The organism is Paraburkholderia sp. JHI869 (assembly GCF_038900775.1).
In the GTDB taxonomy this organism is placed as follows: Bacteria; Pseudomonadota; Gammaproteobacteria; order Burkholderiales; family Burkholderiaceae; genus Paraburkholderia.
Genome location: NZ_JAYMSC010000017.1, coordinates 35,577 through 50,278, shown reverse-complemented (window position 1 = coordinate 50,278; position 14,702 = coordinate 35,577). Strand labels below are relative to the sequence as shown.

At 65.2% G+C, this 14,702-nt stretch carries 13 protein-coding genes; 5 read left to right on the top strand and 8 right to left on the bottom strand.

What is annotated here, in order from left to right; all coding sequences use genetic code 11:
- Positions 1–15 precede the first annotated feature (15 nt).
- The 6 genes from VSR72_RS26085 to VSR72_RS26060 form a co-directional block, all read right to left on the bottom strand.
- Positions 16–942 carry an ABC transporter permease gene (locus VSR72_RS26085; RefSeq protein WP_342955237.1) on the bottom strand — a complete coding sequence of 309 codons (927 nt, stop codon included), beginning with the start codon at positions 940–942 and terminating at the stop codon, positions 16–18.
- Positions 942–1,811 (bottom strand): sugar ABC transporter permease, encoded by an 870-nt coding sequence (locus VSR72_RS26080; RefSeq protein WP_342955333.1) that lies wholly within the window; start codon positions 1,809–1,811, stop codon positions 942–944. Before VSR72_RS26080 ends, VSR72_RS26085 begins: the two co-directional genes overlap by 1 nt.
- An 8-nt stretch (positions 1,812–1,819) precedes the next feature.
- Positions 1,820–2,911, bottom strand: a complete 1,092-nt coding sequence (locus VSR72_RS26075; protein ID WP_342955236.1) for an ABC transporter ATP-binding protein — start codon at positions 2,909–2,911, stop codon at positions 1,820–1,822.
- 117 nt (positions 2,912–3,028) lie between these two features.
- Complete coding sequence (locus tag VSR72_RS26070) at positions 3,029–4,129, bottom strand: extracellular solute-binding protein (RefSeq protein ID WP_342955332.1); 1,101 nt, start codon at positions 4,127–4,129, stop codon at positions 3,029–3,031.
- 279 nt (positions 4,130–4,408) lie between these two features.
- On the bottom strand, positions 4,409–5,989 hold the full coding sequence (locus tag VSR72_RS26065; RefSeq protein WP_342955235.1) for an aldehyde dehydrogenase (NADP(+)): 1,581 nt from the start codon (positions 5,987–5,989) through the stop codon (positions 4,409–4,411).
- 30 nt (positions 5,990–6,019) lie between these two features.
- On the bottom strand, positions 6,020–6,967 hold the full coding sequence (locus VSR72_RS26060) for a dihydrodipicolinate synthase family protein (protein ID WP_342955234.1): 948 nt from the start codon (positions 6,965–6,967) through the stop codon (positions 6,020–6,022).
- Positions 6,968–7,276: 309 nt separating this feature from the next.
- Here VSR72_RS26060 and VSR72_RS26055 point away from each other — a divergent pair, with 309 nt between their 5' ends.
- The 4 genes from VSR72_RS26055 (at position 7,277) to VSR72_RS26040 (ending at position 12,463) form a co-directional block, all read left to right on the top strand.
- Entirely contained in the window at positions 7,277–8,026 is a 750-nt protein-coding gene (locus VSR72_RS26055) for a gluconate 2-dehydrogenase subunit 3 family protein (protein ID WP_342955233.1), read from the top strand.
- Positions 8,027–9,802 (top strand): GMC family oxidoreductase, encoded by a 1,776-nt coding sequence (locus tag VSR72_RS26050; protein WP_342955232.1) that lies wholly within the window; start codon positions 8,027–8,029, stop codon positions 9,800–9,802.
- Positions 9,803–9,810: 8 nt separating this feature from the next.
- Positions 9,811–11,148 carry a cytochrome c gene (locus tag VSR72_RS26045; RefSeq protein ID WP_342955231.1) on the top strand — a complete coding sequence of 446 codons (1,338 nt, stop codon included), beginning with the start codon at positions 9,811–9,813 and terminating at the stop codon, positions 11,146–11,148.
- A 121-nt stretch (positions 11,149–11,269) separates the two neighbouring features.
- Positions 11,270–12,463 carry a porin gene (locus VSR72_RS26040; protein WP_342955331.1) on the top strand — a complete coding sequence of 398 codons (1,194 nt, stop codon included), beginning with the start codon at positions 11,270–11,272 and terminating at the stop codon, positions 12,461–12,463.
- Positions 12,464–12,508: 45 nt separating this feature from the next.
- Here VSR72_RS26040 and VSR72_RS26035 read toward each other — a convergent pair whose 3' ends face one another.
- Entirely contained in the window at positions 12,509–12,727 is a 219-nt protein-coding gene (locus VSR72_RS26035; RefSeq protein ID WP_342955230.1) for a hypothetical protein, read from the bottom strand.
- 82 nt (positions 12,728–12,809) lie between these two features.
- On the bottom strand, positions 12,810–13,622 hold the full coding sequence (locus VSR72_RS26030) for a helix-turn-helix transcriptional regulator (RefSeq protein WP_342955229.1): 813 nt from the start codon (positions 13,620–13,622) through the stop codon (positions 12,810–12,812).
- Between the two features lie 116 nt (positions 13,623–13,738).
- Here VSR72_RS26030 and VSR72_RS26025 point away from each other — a divergent pair, with 116 nt between their 5' ends.
- Positions 13,739–14,689, top strand: a complete 951-nt coding sequence (locus VSR72_RS26025) for a DMT family transporter (protein WP_342955228.1) — start codon at positions 13,739–13,741, stop codon at positions 14,687–14,689.
- The last annotated feature ends 13 nt before the right edge of the window (positions 14,690–14,702 follow it).

The window sequence follows — 14,702 nt, the reverse complement described above, 5'->3', positions numbered from 1 at the left end:
GCCGCCGGCACTGGCCTAGCGTTGCTCCTTCACGCGCGACACGAGTTGTGTCGGGCTGACGAACTGCAGGGCGACCAGCACCCACGCAAGCGTGATGGCCATGTAGATCATGGCCATCGCGTCGATGGATTGCGGCGCACGCACGCCCGTCGAGAAGACGGCGTAGTACAGCGCAACCACCAGCGTTTGCGTATCGGGTCCGGCGGTAAAGAAAGTGAGTTCAAACATGCCGATCGTGCGCACGAGCACGAGCAGCCCCGCCGCCAGCATCCCGGGCACGAGAAGCGGCAGCAATACATAACGGAAATAGCGCAGCGTGTTCGCGCCGAAAATGCGCGCGGCCGATTCGAGGTTCGGGTCGATCTGCTCGATGAACGGCGTCATCACGAGGATCACGAACGGCAGCGCGGGCACGAGGTTCGCGAGGATCACGCCGATCAATGTCCCCGCGAGACCGGTCTGGTACATGGCCGTGGCCATCGGAATACCGTACGTGACGGGCGGCACCATGAGCGGCAGCAGGAACACGAGCATGGCGATGCGCTTGCCTGGGAACTGCGCGCGCGCCAGCGCGTAGGCCGCGGGCACGCCCAGCGCGATGGAAAGCAGCACGACCGAGCCCACCACTTCGAACGTCACCCACAGCACGCTCGAAAGCTGGAAGTCGCGCCACGCCTGCGCGTACCAGTGCAGCGTGAAGCCTTGCGGCAGCGGCGTGCCGAACCAGCGCGTGGCGATGGAGTTCACGCCCACGGTTGCGATCAGCAGCAGCACGTTGAGCAGGAAGAACACCACGCCGCCCCAGACGAACACTTTCCAGAGCACGTCGGGCAGGCGCGAAGCGGGCTTGGGCTGCGCGGCGTTGGCGGCGGGAGCGGAACGTTCCTCGCTCGCCTGCGCACCGGTGCTCAGGCCGGCCGCGTTGCGTTGATGTGCGGTCATCAGCCTTTCCCTCCGCTCACCGGGCCCGAGTAGAAGAAGCGCTTCGCGCTCAACATTGCGGCCACGACGACCAACTGCACGAAGCCCATCACGATCGCGATGGTCGAGGCGAGCGAGTAGTCATAGCTTTCGAACGCCGCTTCCGATGCCGCGATGGAGATCACGCGCGTGGGACCAGCGGGCGCGCCGAGCAGCACCGCCGAAGGGAACACCGAATACGCCTGCACGAACGAAAGGCACGCGGCCATCGTGAGACCGGGCGCGAGCAGCGGCAGATAGATTTGACGGAACTGCTGCCACGGACCTGCGCCGAGCGTCGCCGCCGCGCGCGCGAGCGTCGGATCGATCCCGGTGATGTACGAGAGCGTGAGCAGGAAGGCGAACGGAAAGCCCGAAACGATCAGCGAGATCAGCACGCCCCAATAGTTGTGCGTGAGGCGGATCTCTTCGCTCGTGTACAGATGCAGCGCGTGCAGCGCCTGCGGGAACCAGCCGTTCGGGCCGAAGTAGCTGAGCATGCCGTCGGCGATCAGCACCGTGCCGAGCGTGACGGGAATCACGAGCAGCGTGGTCACGAGCTTCTGGTACGGCGACTTGCGGCGCAGCGCGAAGGCCACCGGCAGCGAGAGCCCGACGTTGATGATCGTCGCGGGCACCGCGAGCTTCAACGTGACGAACACCGTGGGCCACAGCGCGAGGTCGTGAACGAATTGCAGGTAATTCGCGAACATGCCGCCGCCGTTCATCGGCTTGAACGACAGCACGAGACCGTAGGCGAACGGATACAGGAACATCGCGATGATGAAGCCGAGCGCGGGCGTGACGAGCCAGCCGCGCGAGTCGCGCGGCGCCCGGGTCAGCGACGAAATGACCGTGCTCACGACACACGCTCCGCATAGGCCAGCACGTGCGAAGGCGCGACGCGCAGCGTGGCGCGCTCGCCCGCTTCGAATTCGCCTTCCACACGCGCCCACAGCTTGCCGAACGGCGCGTTGGCGAGCAGCAGCGAATCGCGGCCGCCGTATTCGACCATTTCCACTTCGACGTCGAACGAGTTGGCATCGCCCGCATTGGCGCGTTCGAAGTCTTCGGGGCGCATGGCCACCGAAATCTCGTTGCCACCGCTTTTGGCTGCAATTTCACCCATCGGCACGCCAGTCAGCGTAATGCCCGACGACGACATCGCAATGTGGTCGCCCTGCTCGCCCGTGATGGCGAACGGCAGCACGTTGCGAAAGCCCATAAAGCGCGCAACGTGCAGATTCGACGGACGGCTATACACTTCCTTCGGCGTCGCCACCTGCTGCACGACGCCCTCTTTCATCACGACGATGCGGTCCGCCATCGAAAGCGCTTCGTCCTGATCGTGCGTCACGTAAATGGTGGCGCGTTCGAGCTGGCCGTGAATGCGGCGGATTTCCGCGCGCATTTCAATGCGCAGCTTGGTGTCGAGGTTCGAGAGCGGCTCGTCCATGAGCACGAGCGGCGGCTCGATGACGATGGCGCGGGCGATCGCCACGCGCTGCTGCTGGCCGCCCGAAAGCTGACCCGGCAGCTTGTTTTCATGACCGACGAGCTGCACGAGCTGCAGCGCCTCGCGCGCGCGGCGCTTCGCCTCGTCGCGCGGCACGCCCTGCATCTTCAGGCCGAAGCCGACGTTTTCCAGCACCGTCATGTGCGGGAACAACGCGTAATTCTGGAACACCATGCCGAAGCCGCGCTTTTCGGGCGGCAGCACATCGATACGCAGATCGTCCAGCCAGATGCTCCCGCTCGTGAGCGGCTGCAGACCGGCGATGCAATTGAGCGCCGTGGATTTCCCGCAGCCCGAAGGCCCGAGCAGCGCGATGAATTCGCCACGGCGAATGTCGAGGTCGAGACCACGCAGCGCGGCGAGCTGCGTACCCTCCGCGTTGGTGAAGCTACGGCACACCGAGTCGAGGCGCAGACGATCGAAAGAATGCTTCATGACACGTTCCTGACCAACAAGACAATAAGATCAACCTGCATGAGCAGGGATCGAGGACGGCGCTCCCCTAACGCAACCACGACAGCACCGTCCGTCCATTGCTGATTCTTCCTCTCGTTACTGCGACTTCTGCGAACCGACTTCACGGTCCCATTTCTGGAACGCCGCGACCATTGCCTGCGCCGAAAGCGGCTGGACATGCGGATAGGCCGTGAGCCACTTCGCGTACTCGGGGCGGCCGTACTTCGCGATCACGTCCTGGCTTTCCTTCGGCGCCATTTGCAGCGTGACGTCCTTCACTGCCGGGCCAGGATAGAAGTAGCCGTCGTCATACGTCATGGCCTGCTGCTGCGGCTCGAGCATGAAGTTCATCAGCTTGAGCAGCACCGCGAGCTTCTCTTTCGATACGCCCTTCGGCACGACCATGAAGTGGGCGTCGTTCACCCACGTCATGTTGTTGAATGCCTGCACCTTGAAGTCGGCCGGCACGATGCCGAGCGCGCGCGGGTTGATGTCCCAGCCCGTCACGGTCACGGTCATGTCACGCGTGCCTTCGCCCAGCTCCTTCATCACCGCCGAGGTGCCGCCCGGGTAGTACGGCACACACGAGTTCAGTTCCTTCAGGTACGCCCAGGTCTTGTCCCAGCCGTTGATCGGGTCTTGCGGGTTCTTGTCGCCGAGCAGGTACGGCAGACCCATCAGGAACGTGCGGCCCGGACCCGAGTTGGCCGGACGCGCATAGATCAGCTTGCCGGGGTTTGCCTTGCACCACGCCAGCAGTTCCTGCGGCGTTTGCGGCGGCTTGGCGACCTTCGCCGGGTTGTATTCGATCAGCGGACCGGCCGGCATATACGACACTTCGAGGCCATAGCCTTGCGCGAGGTCCTGCATCTTGCGCGGGCCCGGCGCGTACTTGTCGAGCACGCCGGGCAGCGCGGCCTGCTGATCGGGCAGCAGCTTCATCCACAGATTCTGTTCGATGCCGGCGGCGAGCGCGTCGGTGCCCGTCAGCACGAGATCGATGTCCGCGCGGCCGGCGGCCTGCATCGCCTTGATCTTGCCAGGCAACTGCGGCGCGGGCGCGTTGGTGTAAGTGATGTTGGAGACGAGATTCGGGTTCTTCGCCTTGAACGCTTCGAAGGCCTTCTGCGTGAGCTGCAGGTTGCCGGCCACGTCGACTATGTTCAGGGAAACGGGATCGGCCTTAGCCGCGCTCATGCCGAGCGCCGTGGCGGCCGCCACACACACGGCCAGCACGCTGGCCTTCAAGCGTCCATCGAACATCGCATCTCCTCACATCTCTGTTTATGGAATTTGTTCTACGCGACCCGTTGATTCTTGTATTTTCAAAGCCGGACACAGGATGCCGAACCACGCACCAAGTTGTCAAGCAACGTCAGGCTCTTTGTGAGACTACTGTGAGCCACTTGTCGGAATCCGCTTGGAGAAAGCGCCTGCAAAGCTTCTGCAGGCGCTTTCCTGACCGCTTTCGCGGGGTTACTGCTTCACCAGTTCGCCGTCGCGCAAACGCCACAGCGCGAGCGGATTGTCGTTCTGGAGTGTGACCGGCAAAAGTTCAGCCGGCAGATCCTGATAGCAGACCGGACGCAGGAAACGCTCGATCGCCATCGCGCCCACCGAAGTCGTGCGCGCGTCCGAGGTGGCCGGGAACGGGCCGCCGTGAACCATCGCATACGAGACTTCGACGCCCGTCGGGAAGCCATTCGCGAGAATGCGGCCGGCCTTGCGCTCGAGAATCGGCATGAGGCGCGCGGCCATTGCGTAGTCGTCGCGGTCGATGTGCAGCGTCGCCGTGAGCTGGCCTTCGAGGTGCTCCGCCACGCGCGCGAGTTCGGCTTCGTCGCGGCACGCCACGACCACCGAAGTCGGCCCGAAAATCTCGTCCGACAACGCGTGCTGCGCGAGGAACTGCTCAGCGCTCGCCTTGAACAGCACCGGCAGCGCGTCGCAATGCGCGTCCGTCTTCGCGCCTTCGGCCAGATTCTCGATACCCGGCAACTGCTTGCGCGCGGCAACGGCTTCGCCATACGTCGAAGCGATGCCCGCCGTCAGCATGCTTTGCGAGGGCTTCTGCGTGATCGCGGCGCTCGCGGCCTTCACGAAGCGGTCGAGTTCCGGCGAGTCGATCGCGAGCACGAGGCCCGGGTTCGTGCAGAACTGACCCACACCCATCGTCAGCGAATCGACGAAGCCTTGCGCGAGCGCTTCGCCGCGTGCGGCCAATGCTGCGGGCAGCACGAACATCGGGTTGATGCTGCTCATTTCGGCGTAGACGGGAATCGGCTCGGGGCGCGCGGCCGCGATGTGCGAGAGCGCGAGACCGCCACGGCGCGAACCCGTGAAGCCCACCGCCTTGATGGCCGGATGCGCCACGAGCGTTTCGCCCGCTTCATTGCCGCCGCCGAAGACGAGCGAGAACACGCCCTCGGGCAGACCGACGTCAGCCACGGCCTGCTGGATCGCGCGGCCCACGAGTTCCGAGGTGCCCGGGTGCGCCAGGTGCGCCTTCACGACGACCGGGCAGCCGGCGGCCAGCGCCGAAGCCGTGTCGCCGCCCGCCACCGAAAACGCCAGCGGGAAATTGCTCGCGCCGAACACGGCCACCGGGCCGACCGGAATGCGATGCGCGCGCAGGTCCGAGCGCGGCAGCGGCTTGCGATCGGGCAGCGCCGAGTCGAGCACGGCGCCGCACCAGCGGCCGTCGCGCACGAGCGACGCGAAAAGACGCAGCTGGCCGACCGTGCGGCCGCGCTCGCCTTCGAGGCGCGCCTTGGGCAGCGCCGATTCGAGATGCGCGCGCTCGATCAGCGCGTCGCCGATGCCGAGAATGCGTTCGGCGATCGCTTCGAGCAGGCGCGCACGCGTTTCGTGCGGGGCGCCGCGGAAGGCGTCGAATGCCTGCGCCGCGAGTTCACAAGCGCGCGCGACTTCGGCTTTGCCGCCGAGGCCGAACGACGGCTCGATCTCCTGACCGAGCGCGGGCGCGAAGGCGCGCATCTCGCCCACCTCGCCGCGCACCGCTTGCGCGCCCAGCAGCATGGCTCCAGTAATCTGCATGTTCGCTCCGTTCAATTGCTTCGCCGTCACTTACGCGTTGGCGGTCTGGGCCGAAGCGGCCAGCTTCTGCTCGAATGCGAGCAGCGCCTTGGCGGCTTCGCCGATCGCCGGCAGTGCCTCAGCGGGCGACTGCGAGAGCAGCGGCAGGATCGGGCCCATGTCGGCAATGCCCGAAAGCGTCACGGCGTCGTGCAGCACGCGGATGAGCGAGATGTCGTCGCGCAGCGTTTCGAGCGGCATGAAGGCATCGTAAAGGCGTTGCGCTTCTTCCGCACGGCCTTCCTTCGCGGCCTTCAGGAGCGCCATGATGGTGTTCGAAGCGATACAGCCCGAGCCCGTGGTCCAGGCAGCCAGACCGAAGTCGCGCACGTGAACCAGCGCCGGGCGCTCGCCCATGCCCGAGACGACCTTCGAGGGCGGCACGCTTTGCAGCAGGCGGCGCAGATACGGGTCGTTCGCCGGGTCCTTGCGCACGATGGCGTACTTGACCGCGATCAGCGTGCCGCGGTCGATCAGGCGCACGAGCGTGTCGACGTCGACATAGTCTTCGCTCTTGATATAGAGCGTGAGCGGAATGCCGGCGGTGTCGGCGATGCGCGTGAGGCCCGCTTCCACGCCAGCGGGCGTGGTGAAGCCGGACAGCGGCAGCACCATGGCCGTCTTGTACTGCGTTTGCGCGAGGATGCGCGCCTGGTCGAGCATCTTGCCGTAGTCGGGACCGATGGCCGGAATCACGCGCGTTTCGGGCGCGGTGAGGTCGGCGAGCATGTCAAGCAACTCACGGAATTCGCTCACGGCGACGTGGTACAGGTTCGCATTGCCGCCGTACAGCAGCGTGCGGATGCCGCCCGCTTCCATATGGCGGATCAGCTTGCCGTTTTGTTCAACGTCGAGGGAGAAGTCGGGGCGGCGTGCGAGCGGCGGCACTGCCATCACAGTCGAGGCGAATTCGCTCTCGACAATCGGGGACACGTTCATGAGGCCTCGGGCTGGGATGGGAGGGTTGTCAATAAGGTGCACAGTAGCATCGGCCCGCCGTAGTTGTCAAACAACTTGTTGCATTTGTTAGGGTTTGTTCGGAGGACGCTACAACCGTGTCCGCCCGCCCCTGCGCGGTCGCCACAGGCCCCGCAAAGGAATATTGTAGAATCGCGCCCTAATCATGGAACCGGTTCCATTTAACATGCCGTTCCATGCCCGCCGCGGTGGCGTGTGATGCGCGGCGGGCAAGATCGTTATGCGGACACGGTCGAACCATGCCGCGCCGAACTCATACAGAATCCCACAATGTCTGAATCTCCTCTCACGACACGCCGCGGCTTCCTACGCACGGCAGCGGTGCTCGTGCCCGCCAGCGCGCTGGCGGGCTGCGAGGGCGGCAAGCAGCCGTCGAGCGAAACCGCCACGGCGGGCAGCGCCGCATCTGCGCCAAACGCTGCGCCCGCAGTCGGCCAGGCCGTCGCCTACAAGCCGCGCTTCTTCGACGCGCGCGAGTGGGCCTTTGTCGAAGCCGCCACCGACCGCCTGATTCCCGCCGATTCCGAAGGCCCCGGCGCGCTCGAAGCGGGCGTGCCCGAATTCATCGACCGGCAGATGGACACGCCCTACGCGCACGGCGCGCTCTGGTATATGCAGGGGCCGTTCCAGCAAGGCGTGCCCGAACTCGGCTACCAGTTGAAGCTCGTGCCGCGCGACATCTACCGGCTCGGCATCAAGGCCGTGAACGCGTACTGCGCGAAGGCATATGGCAAGGAGTTCGACGCGCTCGACGCCAAGACGCGCGACAGCGTCCTCTCCGCGCTCGAAGCGGGCAAGGTCGAACTGGACGGCGTGCCTGCCTCGGTGTTCTTCGGCCAGTTGCTGCAGAACACACGCGAAGGCTACTTCTGCGACCCGATCCACGGCGGCAACCGCGACATGGCCGCGTGGAAGATGATCGGCTTTCCCGGCGCGCGCGCCGACTTCATGGATTTCGTCAACCAGAACGGCAAGCCCTATCCGTACGGCCCGGTCTCGATCAACGGAGAGCGTACGTAAATGGCGATCAAGAAACCTCACGTCGATGCCGTGGTTGTCGGCTTCGGCTGGACCGGCGCGATCCTCTCGAAGGAACTGACCGAAGCGGGCCTGAACGTGGTGGCGCTCGAGCGCGGCGAGTATCGCGACACCTACCCGGATGGCGCGTACCCCAACACCATCGACGAGCTCACGTACAACATCCGCAAGAAGCTCTTCCTCGACCTTTCGAAGACCACCGTCTCTATCCGCCACGGCGTGAACGACACGGCGCTGCCCTACCGCCAGCTCGCCGCGTTCCTGCCCGGTGAAGGTGTGGGCGGCGCGGGCCTGCACTGGTCGGGCGTGCATTTCCGCATCACGCCCGAAGAGCTGCGCCTGAAGAGCCACTACGAAGAGCGCTACGGCAAGAAGTTCATTCCCGAAGGCATGACGATCCAGGACTACGGCGTCACCTACGACGAACTGGAGCCGCACTTCGACTTCGCGGAGAAGGTGTTCGGCACCTCGGGGCAGGCGTACAAGGTGAAGGGCAACGTGGTCGGCGACGGCAACGTGTTCGAAGCCGCGCGCAGCGACAACTTTCCATTGCCCGCGCAACTTAATACCTATTCGGCGCAACGCTTTTTCGACGCCGCGAAGTCCCTCGGCCTGCATCCGTACCGCCTGCCTTCGGCCAATACTTCGGGGCCGTACACGAACCCGTATGGCGTGCAGATGGGCCCGTGCAACTTCTGCGGCTTTTGCAGCGGCTACGCGTGCTACATGTACTCGAAGGCTTCGCCGAATCTCAACATCCTGCCCGCGCTAAAGCAGGAAAAGCACTTCGAACTGCGCTCGAAATGCCACGTGCTGCGCGTAGAACTCGACGACACGAAAAAGCGCGCCACGGGCGTGACCTATATCGATCCGGCTGGCCAGGAAGTGTTCCAGCCTGCGGACCTCGTGATCGTCTCGGCGTTCCAGTATCACAACGTGCACCTGCTGCTGCTCTCGGGCATCGGCAAGCCGTACGACCCGGTTTCGGGCGAGGGCGTGGTGGGCAAGAACTTCGCGTACCAGAACCTTTCGACCATCACGGCGTTCTTCGACAACGACACGTACACGAATCCGTTCATCGGCGCGGGCGGCAACGGCGTGGCCGTGGACGACTTCAACGCCGACAACTTCGACCACGGCCCGCTCGGCTTCGTGGGCGGTTCTCCGCTGTGGGTGAACCAGGCGGGCGTGAAGCCGATAAGCGGCATCGCCACGCCCGCGGGCACGCCGAACTGGGGCGCGGGTTGGAAGAAGGCCGTGAAGGACCACTACGCGCACACCATTTCGATGGACGCGCACGGCTCGAACATGTCGTACCGCGACGTGTACCTCGACCTCGATCCGACCTATCGCGATTCGTACGGCCAGCCGCTGCTGCGCATGACCTTCGACTGGAAGGACAACGACATCAAGATGGCGCGGTACGTGACGGGCGAGATGCAAAAGATCGCCGAGGCGATGGGCCCGAAGGCCATCAACGTGTACACGCGCGAATTCGGCGCGCACTTCGACTCGCGCCGCTACCAGACCACTCACCTCGTGGGCGGGGCCGTGATGGGCACCGATCCGAAGACGAGCGTCATCAATCGCTATCTGCAGTGCTGGGACGTGCCCAACGTGTTCGTGATGGGCGCTTCCGCCTTCCCGCAGGGGATCGGCTACAACCCGACCGGCCTCGTCGCCGCCCTCGCCTACTGGAGCGCGAAGGCCATTCGCAACCAGTATCTGAAGAACCCTGGTCCCCTGGTGAGCGTGTGAAGAGCCGCATGAAGAAGAACCTTTTTTCAATTGGCGCGAACGTTGCGCGTGCAACCTTCGCGTGCGCGGCTTTCGTGACATTTTCTGCGCAAGCGGCCGACCAACCGAACGCCGCGCTCGTCGCGCATGGCGAATACCTCGCACGCGCCGGTGACTGCATCGCCTGCCACACCATACAAGGCGGCAAGCCGTTCGCGGGCGGCCTGAAGTTCGCCACGCCGATCGGCGCAATCTACTCGACCAACATCACGCCCGACGCGAATACCGGCATCGGCAAGTGGAGCTACGACGACTTCGCCAAGGCCGTACGCCAGGGCGTGCGGCCGAATGGCGAGACGCTGTACCCCGCGATGCCGTACCCCTCGTACGCACGCCTCTCCGATGACGACATGAAGGCGCTTTACGCGTACTTCAAACAAGGCGTTGCGCCCGTGCAGGCGCAGAACCGCACCGTGGACATTCCCTGGCCGCTCTCGATGCGCTGGCCGCTCGGCGCCTGGCGCATGCTGTTCGCGGCAAAGGTGCAGCCGTTCGATGGCTCGCACTACAACGATGCGATCGTCGCGCGCGGCGCGTATCTCGTGCAGGGCCTCGGCCACTGCGGCGCGTGCCATACGCCGCGCGCACGCACGATGCAGGAACTCGCGCTCACCGACCTCGAAGGCGACGACTTCCTCGCAGGCGGCGGCCCGATCGACGGCTGGGTGCCGTCGAACCTGCGCGGCAACCCGCGCACGGGTATCGGCGCATGGAACGAGGACGACATCGTGCAGTTCCTCAAGTCGGGCCGCAATCTGCATACGGCCGCGTTCGGCGGCATGACCGACGTGGTTCAGCACAGCATGCAGCACATGAACGACGCGGACCTGCTCGCCATCGCGCGCTACCTGAAGACGCTGCCCTCCAGCGACCCGAAGGAAACGGCTTACGCCTACGACGCCGCCGCCGCGAACAAGCTGCAAAACGGCGATGCAAGCGCGCGCGGCGCGGCGGTCTATCGCGACAACTGCATGGCCTGCCACCGCAGCGACGGACGCGGCTACACGCGCGTATTCCCCGCGCTCGGCGGCAACCCCGTCGTGCAGGGCAAGGACCCCACTTCGCTGATTCACGTGCTGCTCGCAGGCAGCGCGCTCGAAGGCACGAAATCCGCGCCCTCGTCGTTCACGATGCCGCCGTTCGGCTGGCGTCTGTCCGACCAGGAAGTGGCCGACGTGTCCACCTTCGTGCGCGCGAGCTGGGGCAACGCGGGCGCGCCCGTGAGCGCCGAAGACGTCGCGAAGGTCCGCAAGACCGTCACCGTAAGCGCGCCTGAGCTGCCGCCCGGCACCACGCTCAAGCGCTAACGCGCCCTCCTCTCCTCCCCGCGTTTCACGCCTGCGGTCTCGTTCGCGAGGCACGCAGGCGCGTGCGCGCATAACCAGAAATCGCTCACGAGGCGATCTTTAGACGTTGAAACAACAAATGATGAGAAAACACCTGTTCGCCGCACCAGTCCTGTTCTCGCTCGCCGGCATCGCATCGGCGCAAGGTTCGGTCACGCTGTATGGCATTGCCGATGCCGGCATCACGTATCGCAGCAACGAGCGCACCGGCACCACCGGCGCGTACACGGGCCATTCGAACGTGGGCCTCTCCACCGGCAACCTCTCGGGCAGCCGCTGGGGCATCAAGGGCAAGGAAGATCTGGGCAACGGGCTCGCGGCCATCTTCCTGCTCGAAGACGGCTTCGACATCACCAACGGCACCTCGGGCCAGGGCGGGCGCCTGTTCGGCCGTCAGGCCTTCGTGGGCCTCGCGGACCAGCGCTACGGCTCGCTCACCATGGGCCGCCAGTACACCTCGCTCGATGACTTCGTCGGACCGGTCGCGCCGGTCAATTTCATCGGCGGATTCGGCGCGCATCCGGGCGACATCGACGACCTCGACCAGACCACGCGCGTGGACAACTCGATCAAGTACACGAGCGCGAATTACGCGGGCTTCACGTTTGGCGCGTTGTACGGCTTCGGCGGCCAGCCGGGCAGCATGAAGCGCAAGAACACCTGGAGCGTGGGCGCAGGCTACGCGAACGGCCCGCTGCGCATGGGCGTGGGCTACGAGCGCTCGGACAACAGCAAGACCGGCCTCGACGACCCCACTTACGGCAAGTGGCAAGGCACGTACGACGGCACCTTCAACTCGTCGATCAACGAAGGCTACGCGAGCGCGCAATCGCAGCAGGTCGTGGCAGCGGGCGCGACGTGGGACTTCGGTCCGGCAGTGGTGGGCGTGAACTACAGCAACGTGCAGTACCGCTCGGGCGCGAATTCGCTGTTCTCGGGCAACGCGATCTTCAATATCGCGGGCATTTTCACGCAGTGGAACGTGCAGCCGCGCACGCGTCTGTTCGCGGGCTACAGCTATACGCGTGGCAGCGCTGTGGAAGGCGTGGACGAAGATGCGCAGTACCACAACGTGTCGGTCGGCGCGACCTACGATCTCTCGACGCGCTCGACGGTGTATCTGCTCGCGGGCTATCAGCATGCATCGGGCATGACGCTCGACGCGGCGGGCAAACCGGTCGCGGCAACCGCTTCGGTGTCCGACAAGGGCAACGGCCACTCGTCGGCCACGCAGTCGCAAGCCATTGTGAGCGTGGGCTTGCGTCAGAAGTTCTAAGTGACTTCCGGCTTCGTTGCGGTCGCAACGAAGCCGCGCCGCTGGTCAGTGCAGCACCTCAGGCCGGTCCAGCAGGCCGTAGAACTCGTCGATCGTCACGGTCGGCGCGAACTGCGAGAGCGTGGCGACGATCACGTCGTCGGTAATCGCCGATCCTGCCGCCGATTCGAGCTGAACCCCGGCCGCGGCGGCCTGGCTTTCAGCCAGCTCGAGGGCGAGCGACAGGATGAAGCGCGCGTCGGTTTGGGTGAGTAGGGTTTTCATGCCTGCTCTAACGGCGCGCGCGTGGGGAATCTTTAGGGTTTTGTGGGGTTTCGTGAGGCTTCGTAAGCGTTGCGCGCGAGCCCTATGCGTGGCGCGTACGCGCCACGAACTGCCCGGGACTCGTGCCCGTCAATCGTCGGAACATTGCAATGAAGGCCGACGATGTGGCGTAGCCCAAATCCAGCGCCACGGCCTCGACGCTGCGCCCCGCATGCAGCATGGGCAGCGCATTCACGAGCCGGATGCGCTGGCGCCATTCCGTCAACGACATGCCCAGCTCGTTTTGCGCGCGGCGCATGAGCGTGCGCTCGCTCATGTGAAACGCATCGGCCAGTTCGGCGAGCGAGCGGTTGTCGGCGGGATTCTCGCGCAGCACCTGGAGGATCGCGTTGAGATCGGCGTCGTCGGTATGCGGCACAAAGCTGCCCGTGGTCGCGCAGGTCGACAGCTGATCCACGAGCACGCGCAACAGACGCGCGCGCTGCGCTTCGCCCTCTTCCTCCACCGGCGTCACGCGCAAATGTTCGAGAATCGCGCGCACGAGCGGCGAAACCATCACCGCACAACTCGTTGCCGGCATGCGCGTGCACAGATCGCGGCTGATGTACACCGAGCAATGCACCGTCTCCTGCTCGTTGAAGCCCACGTGTTCCGTGCCCGGCGCGATCCACAGGCCGAGATGCGGCGGCGTGATGTAGTGTTCGTCCCCCGCCTTCACCTCGGTCGTGCCGCTGAATGCGTAGACGAACTCACCCCACGGGTGGCACATCTCCGGGTAAGTGGCGTGCGAAGGCATGTGCTCCATACGGAAGAACACGGGCGTGGGCAGCACGTCGGTAAAGGGCGGCAGGCGCAGGTGGCGCACCGGGCGAGCATGGCTGGACGTTTTGGGCATGGCGGTCTGGGGCTATCGATTGTCAGTTTTGCGCTATATGCGCGCATCCCGACGCATCAATACTACGCCCACTGCTGCCAAACTTCAGCCGAATACTTCAAGTCAGTGAGTCCGCAATGAGAAAGCAAGTCGACGCAACGGCCGTGGCCATCATGGTGGCGCTATGCCTCGCATGGGGTCTGCAACAGGCCGCGATCAAGGCGGTGGCCGGGGATATCCCGCCCATGCTGCAGATCGGGCTGCGTTCAGGCGTGGCGGCTGCCCTCGTGTGGCTCTTCAACCGGCTCGTTTCGCGTGAGCGCTGGCTGGAAGGCGTGGCGCGCGGCGCGGGACTCGTCACGGGCGGCCTGTTCGCGCTCGAATTCGTGTTCGTGGCGATGGGCCTGCGCTGGACCAATGCTTCGCACATGGCCGTGTTTCTCTATACCGCGCCGATGTTCGCGGCCATCGGCCTGCATCTGCGCCTGCCCGACGAACGCCTCGCGCGGCTGCAATGGGCCGGCATTGCGATCGCCTTCGCGGGCATTGCCATCACGTTCCTCGGCCCGGCGCTGCTGGGCGGCGGCACGCCTGGCTCGCCGCTGTGGCTGCTCGGCGACTTCATGGGCCTGTGCGCGGGCGCGGCCTGGGGGCTCACCACCGTTGTCGTGCGTACGAGCCGTCTGAGCGAAGCGCCCGCCACGCAAACGCTCTTCTATCAACTGGCGGGGGCGTTCGTCGTGCTGATGCCGTTCGCGTTTCTCACCGGCCAGGCGCACTTTCACGGCACCCCGCTCGCCCTGGCTTCGCTCGCGTTCCAGACGCTGCTCGTCTCGTTCGTGAGCTATCTCGTGTGGTTCTGGCTGCTGCGCCGCTATCTGGCCGCGCGCCTCGGCATCCTCTCGTTCATGACGCCGCTGTTCGGCGTGGCGTTCGGCGTCGCGCTGCTGCACGAGAGCGTGGAGCCCGCTTTCCTGTTTGGCTCGGCGCTCGTGCTGGTTGGCCTTCTGGTAGTAAACGCGCAAAGTTGGGTCCGCCAGGCTTTTGGCCGCCGCGCCGCTAACGCGAGCGGCGCTCAGGCTTCCTGAGCGGAAGCCAGGC

Excerpts from the sequence above, each read along its gene's own strand:
- VSR72_RS26085 (WP_342955237.1), bottom strand. The coding sequence starts at position 942 with ATGACCGCACATCAACGCAACGCGGCCGGCCTGAGCACCGGTGCGCAG.
- VSR72_RS26075 (WP_342955236.1), bottom strand. The coding sequence starts at position 2,911 with ATGAAGCATTCTTTCGATCGTCTGCGCCTCGACTCGGTGTGCCGTAGC.
- VSR72_RS26070 (WP_342955332.1), bottom strand. The coding sequence starts at position 4,129 with ATGAGCGCGGCTAAGGCCGATCCCGTTTCCCTGAACATAGTCGACGTG.
- VSR72_RS26065 (WP_342955235.1), bottom strand. The coding sequence starts at position 5,989 with ATGCAGATTACTGGAGCCATGCTGCTGGGCGCGCAAGCGGTGCGCGGC.
- VSR72_RS26060 (WP_342955234.1), bottom strand. The coding sequence starts at position 6,967 with ATGAACGTGTCCCCGATTGTCGAGAGCGAATTCGCCTCGACTGTGATG.
- VSR72_RS26055 (WP_342955233.1), top strand. The coding sequence starts at position 7,277 with ATGTCTGAATCTCCTCTCACGACACGCCGCGGCTTCCTACGCACGGCA.
- VSR72_RS26050 (WP_342955232.1), top strand. The coding sequence starts at position 8,027 with ATGGCGATCAAGAAACCTCACGTCGATGCCGTGGTTGTCGGCTTCGGC.
- VSR72_RS26045 (WP_342955231.1), top strand. The coding sequence starts at position 9,811 with ATGAAGAAGAACCTTTTTTCAATTGGCGCGAACGTTGCGCGTGCAACC.
- VSR72_RS26040 (WP_342955331.1), top strand. The coding sequence starts at position 11,270 with ATGAGAAAACACCTGTTCGCCGCACCAGTCCTGTTCTCGCTCGCCGGC.
- VSR72_RS26035 (WP_342955230.1), bottom strand. The coding sequence starts at position 12,727 with ATGAAAACCCTACTCACCCAAACCGACGCGCGCTTCATCCTGTCGCTC.
- VSR72_RS26030 (WP_342955229.1), bottom strand. The coding sequence starts at position 13,622 with ATGCCCAAAACGTCCAGCCATGCTCGCCCGGTGCGCCACCTGCGCCTG.
- VSR72_RS26025 (WP_342955228.1), top strand. The coding sequence starts at position 13,739 with ATGAGAAAGCAAGTCGACGCAACGGCCGTGGCCATCATGGTGGCGCTA.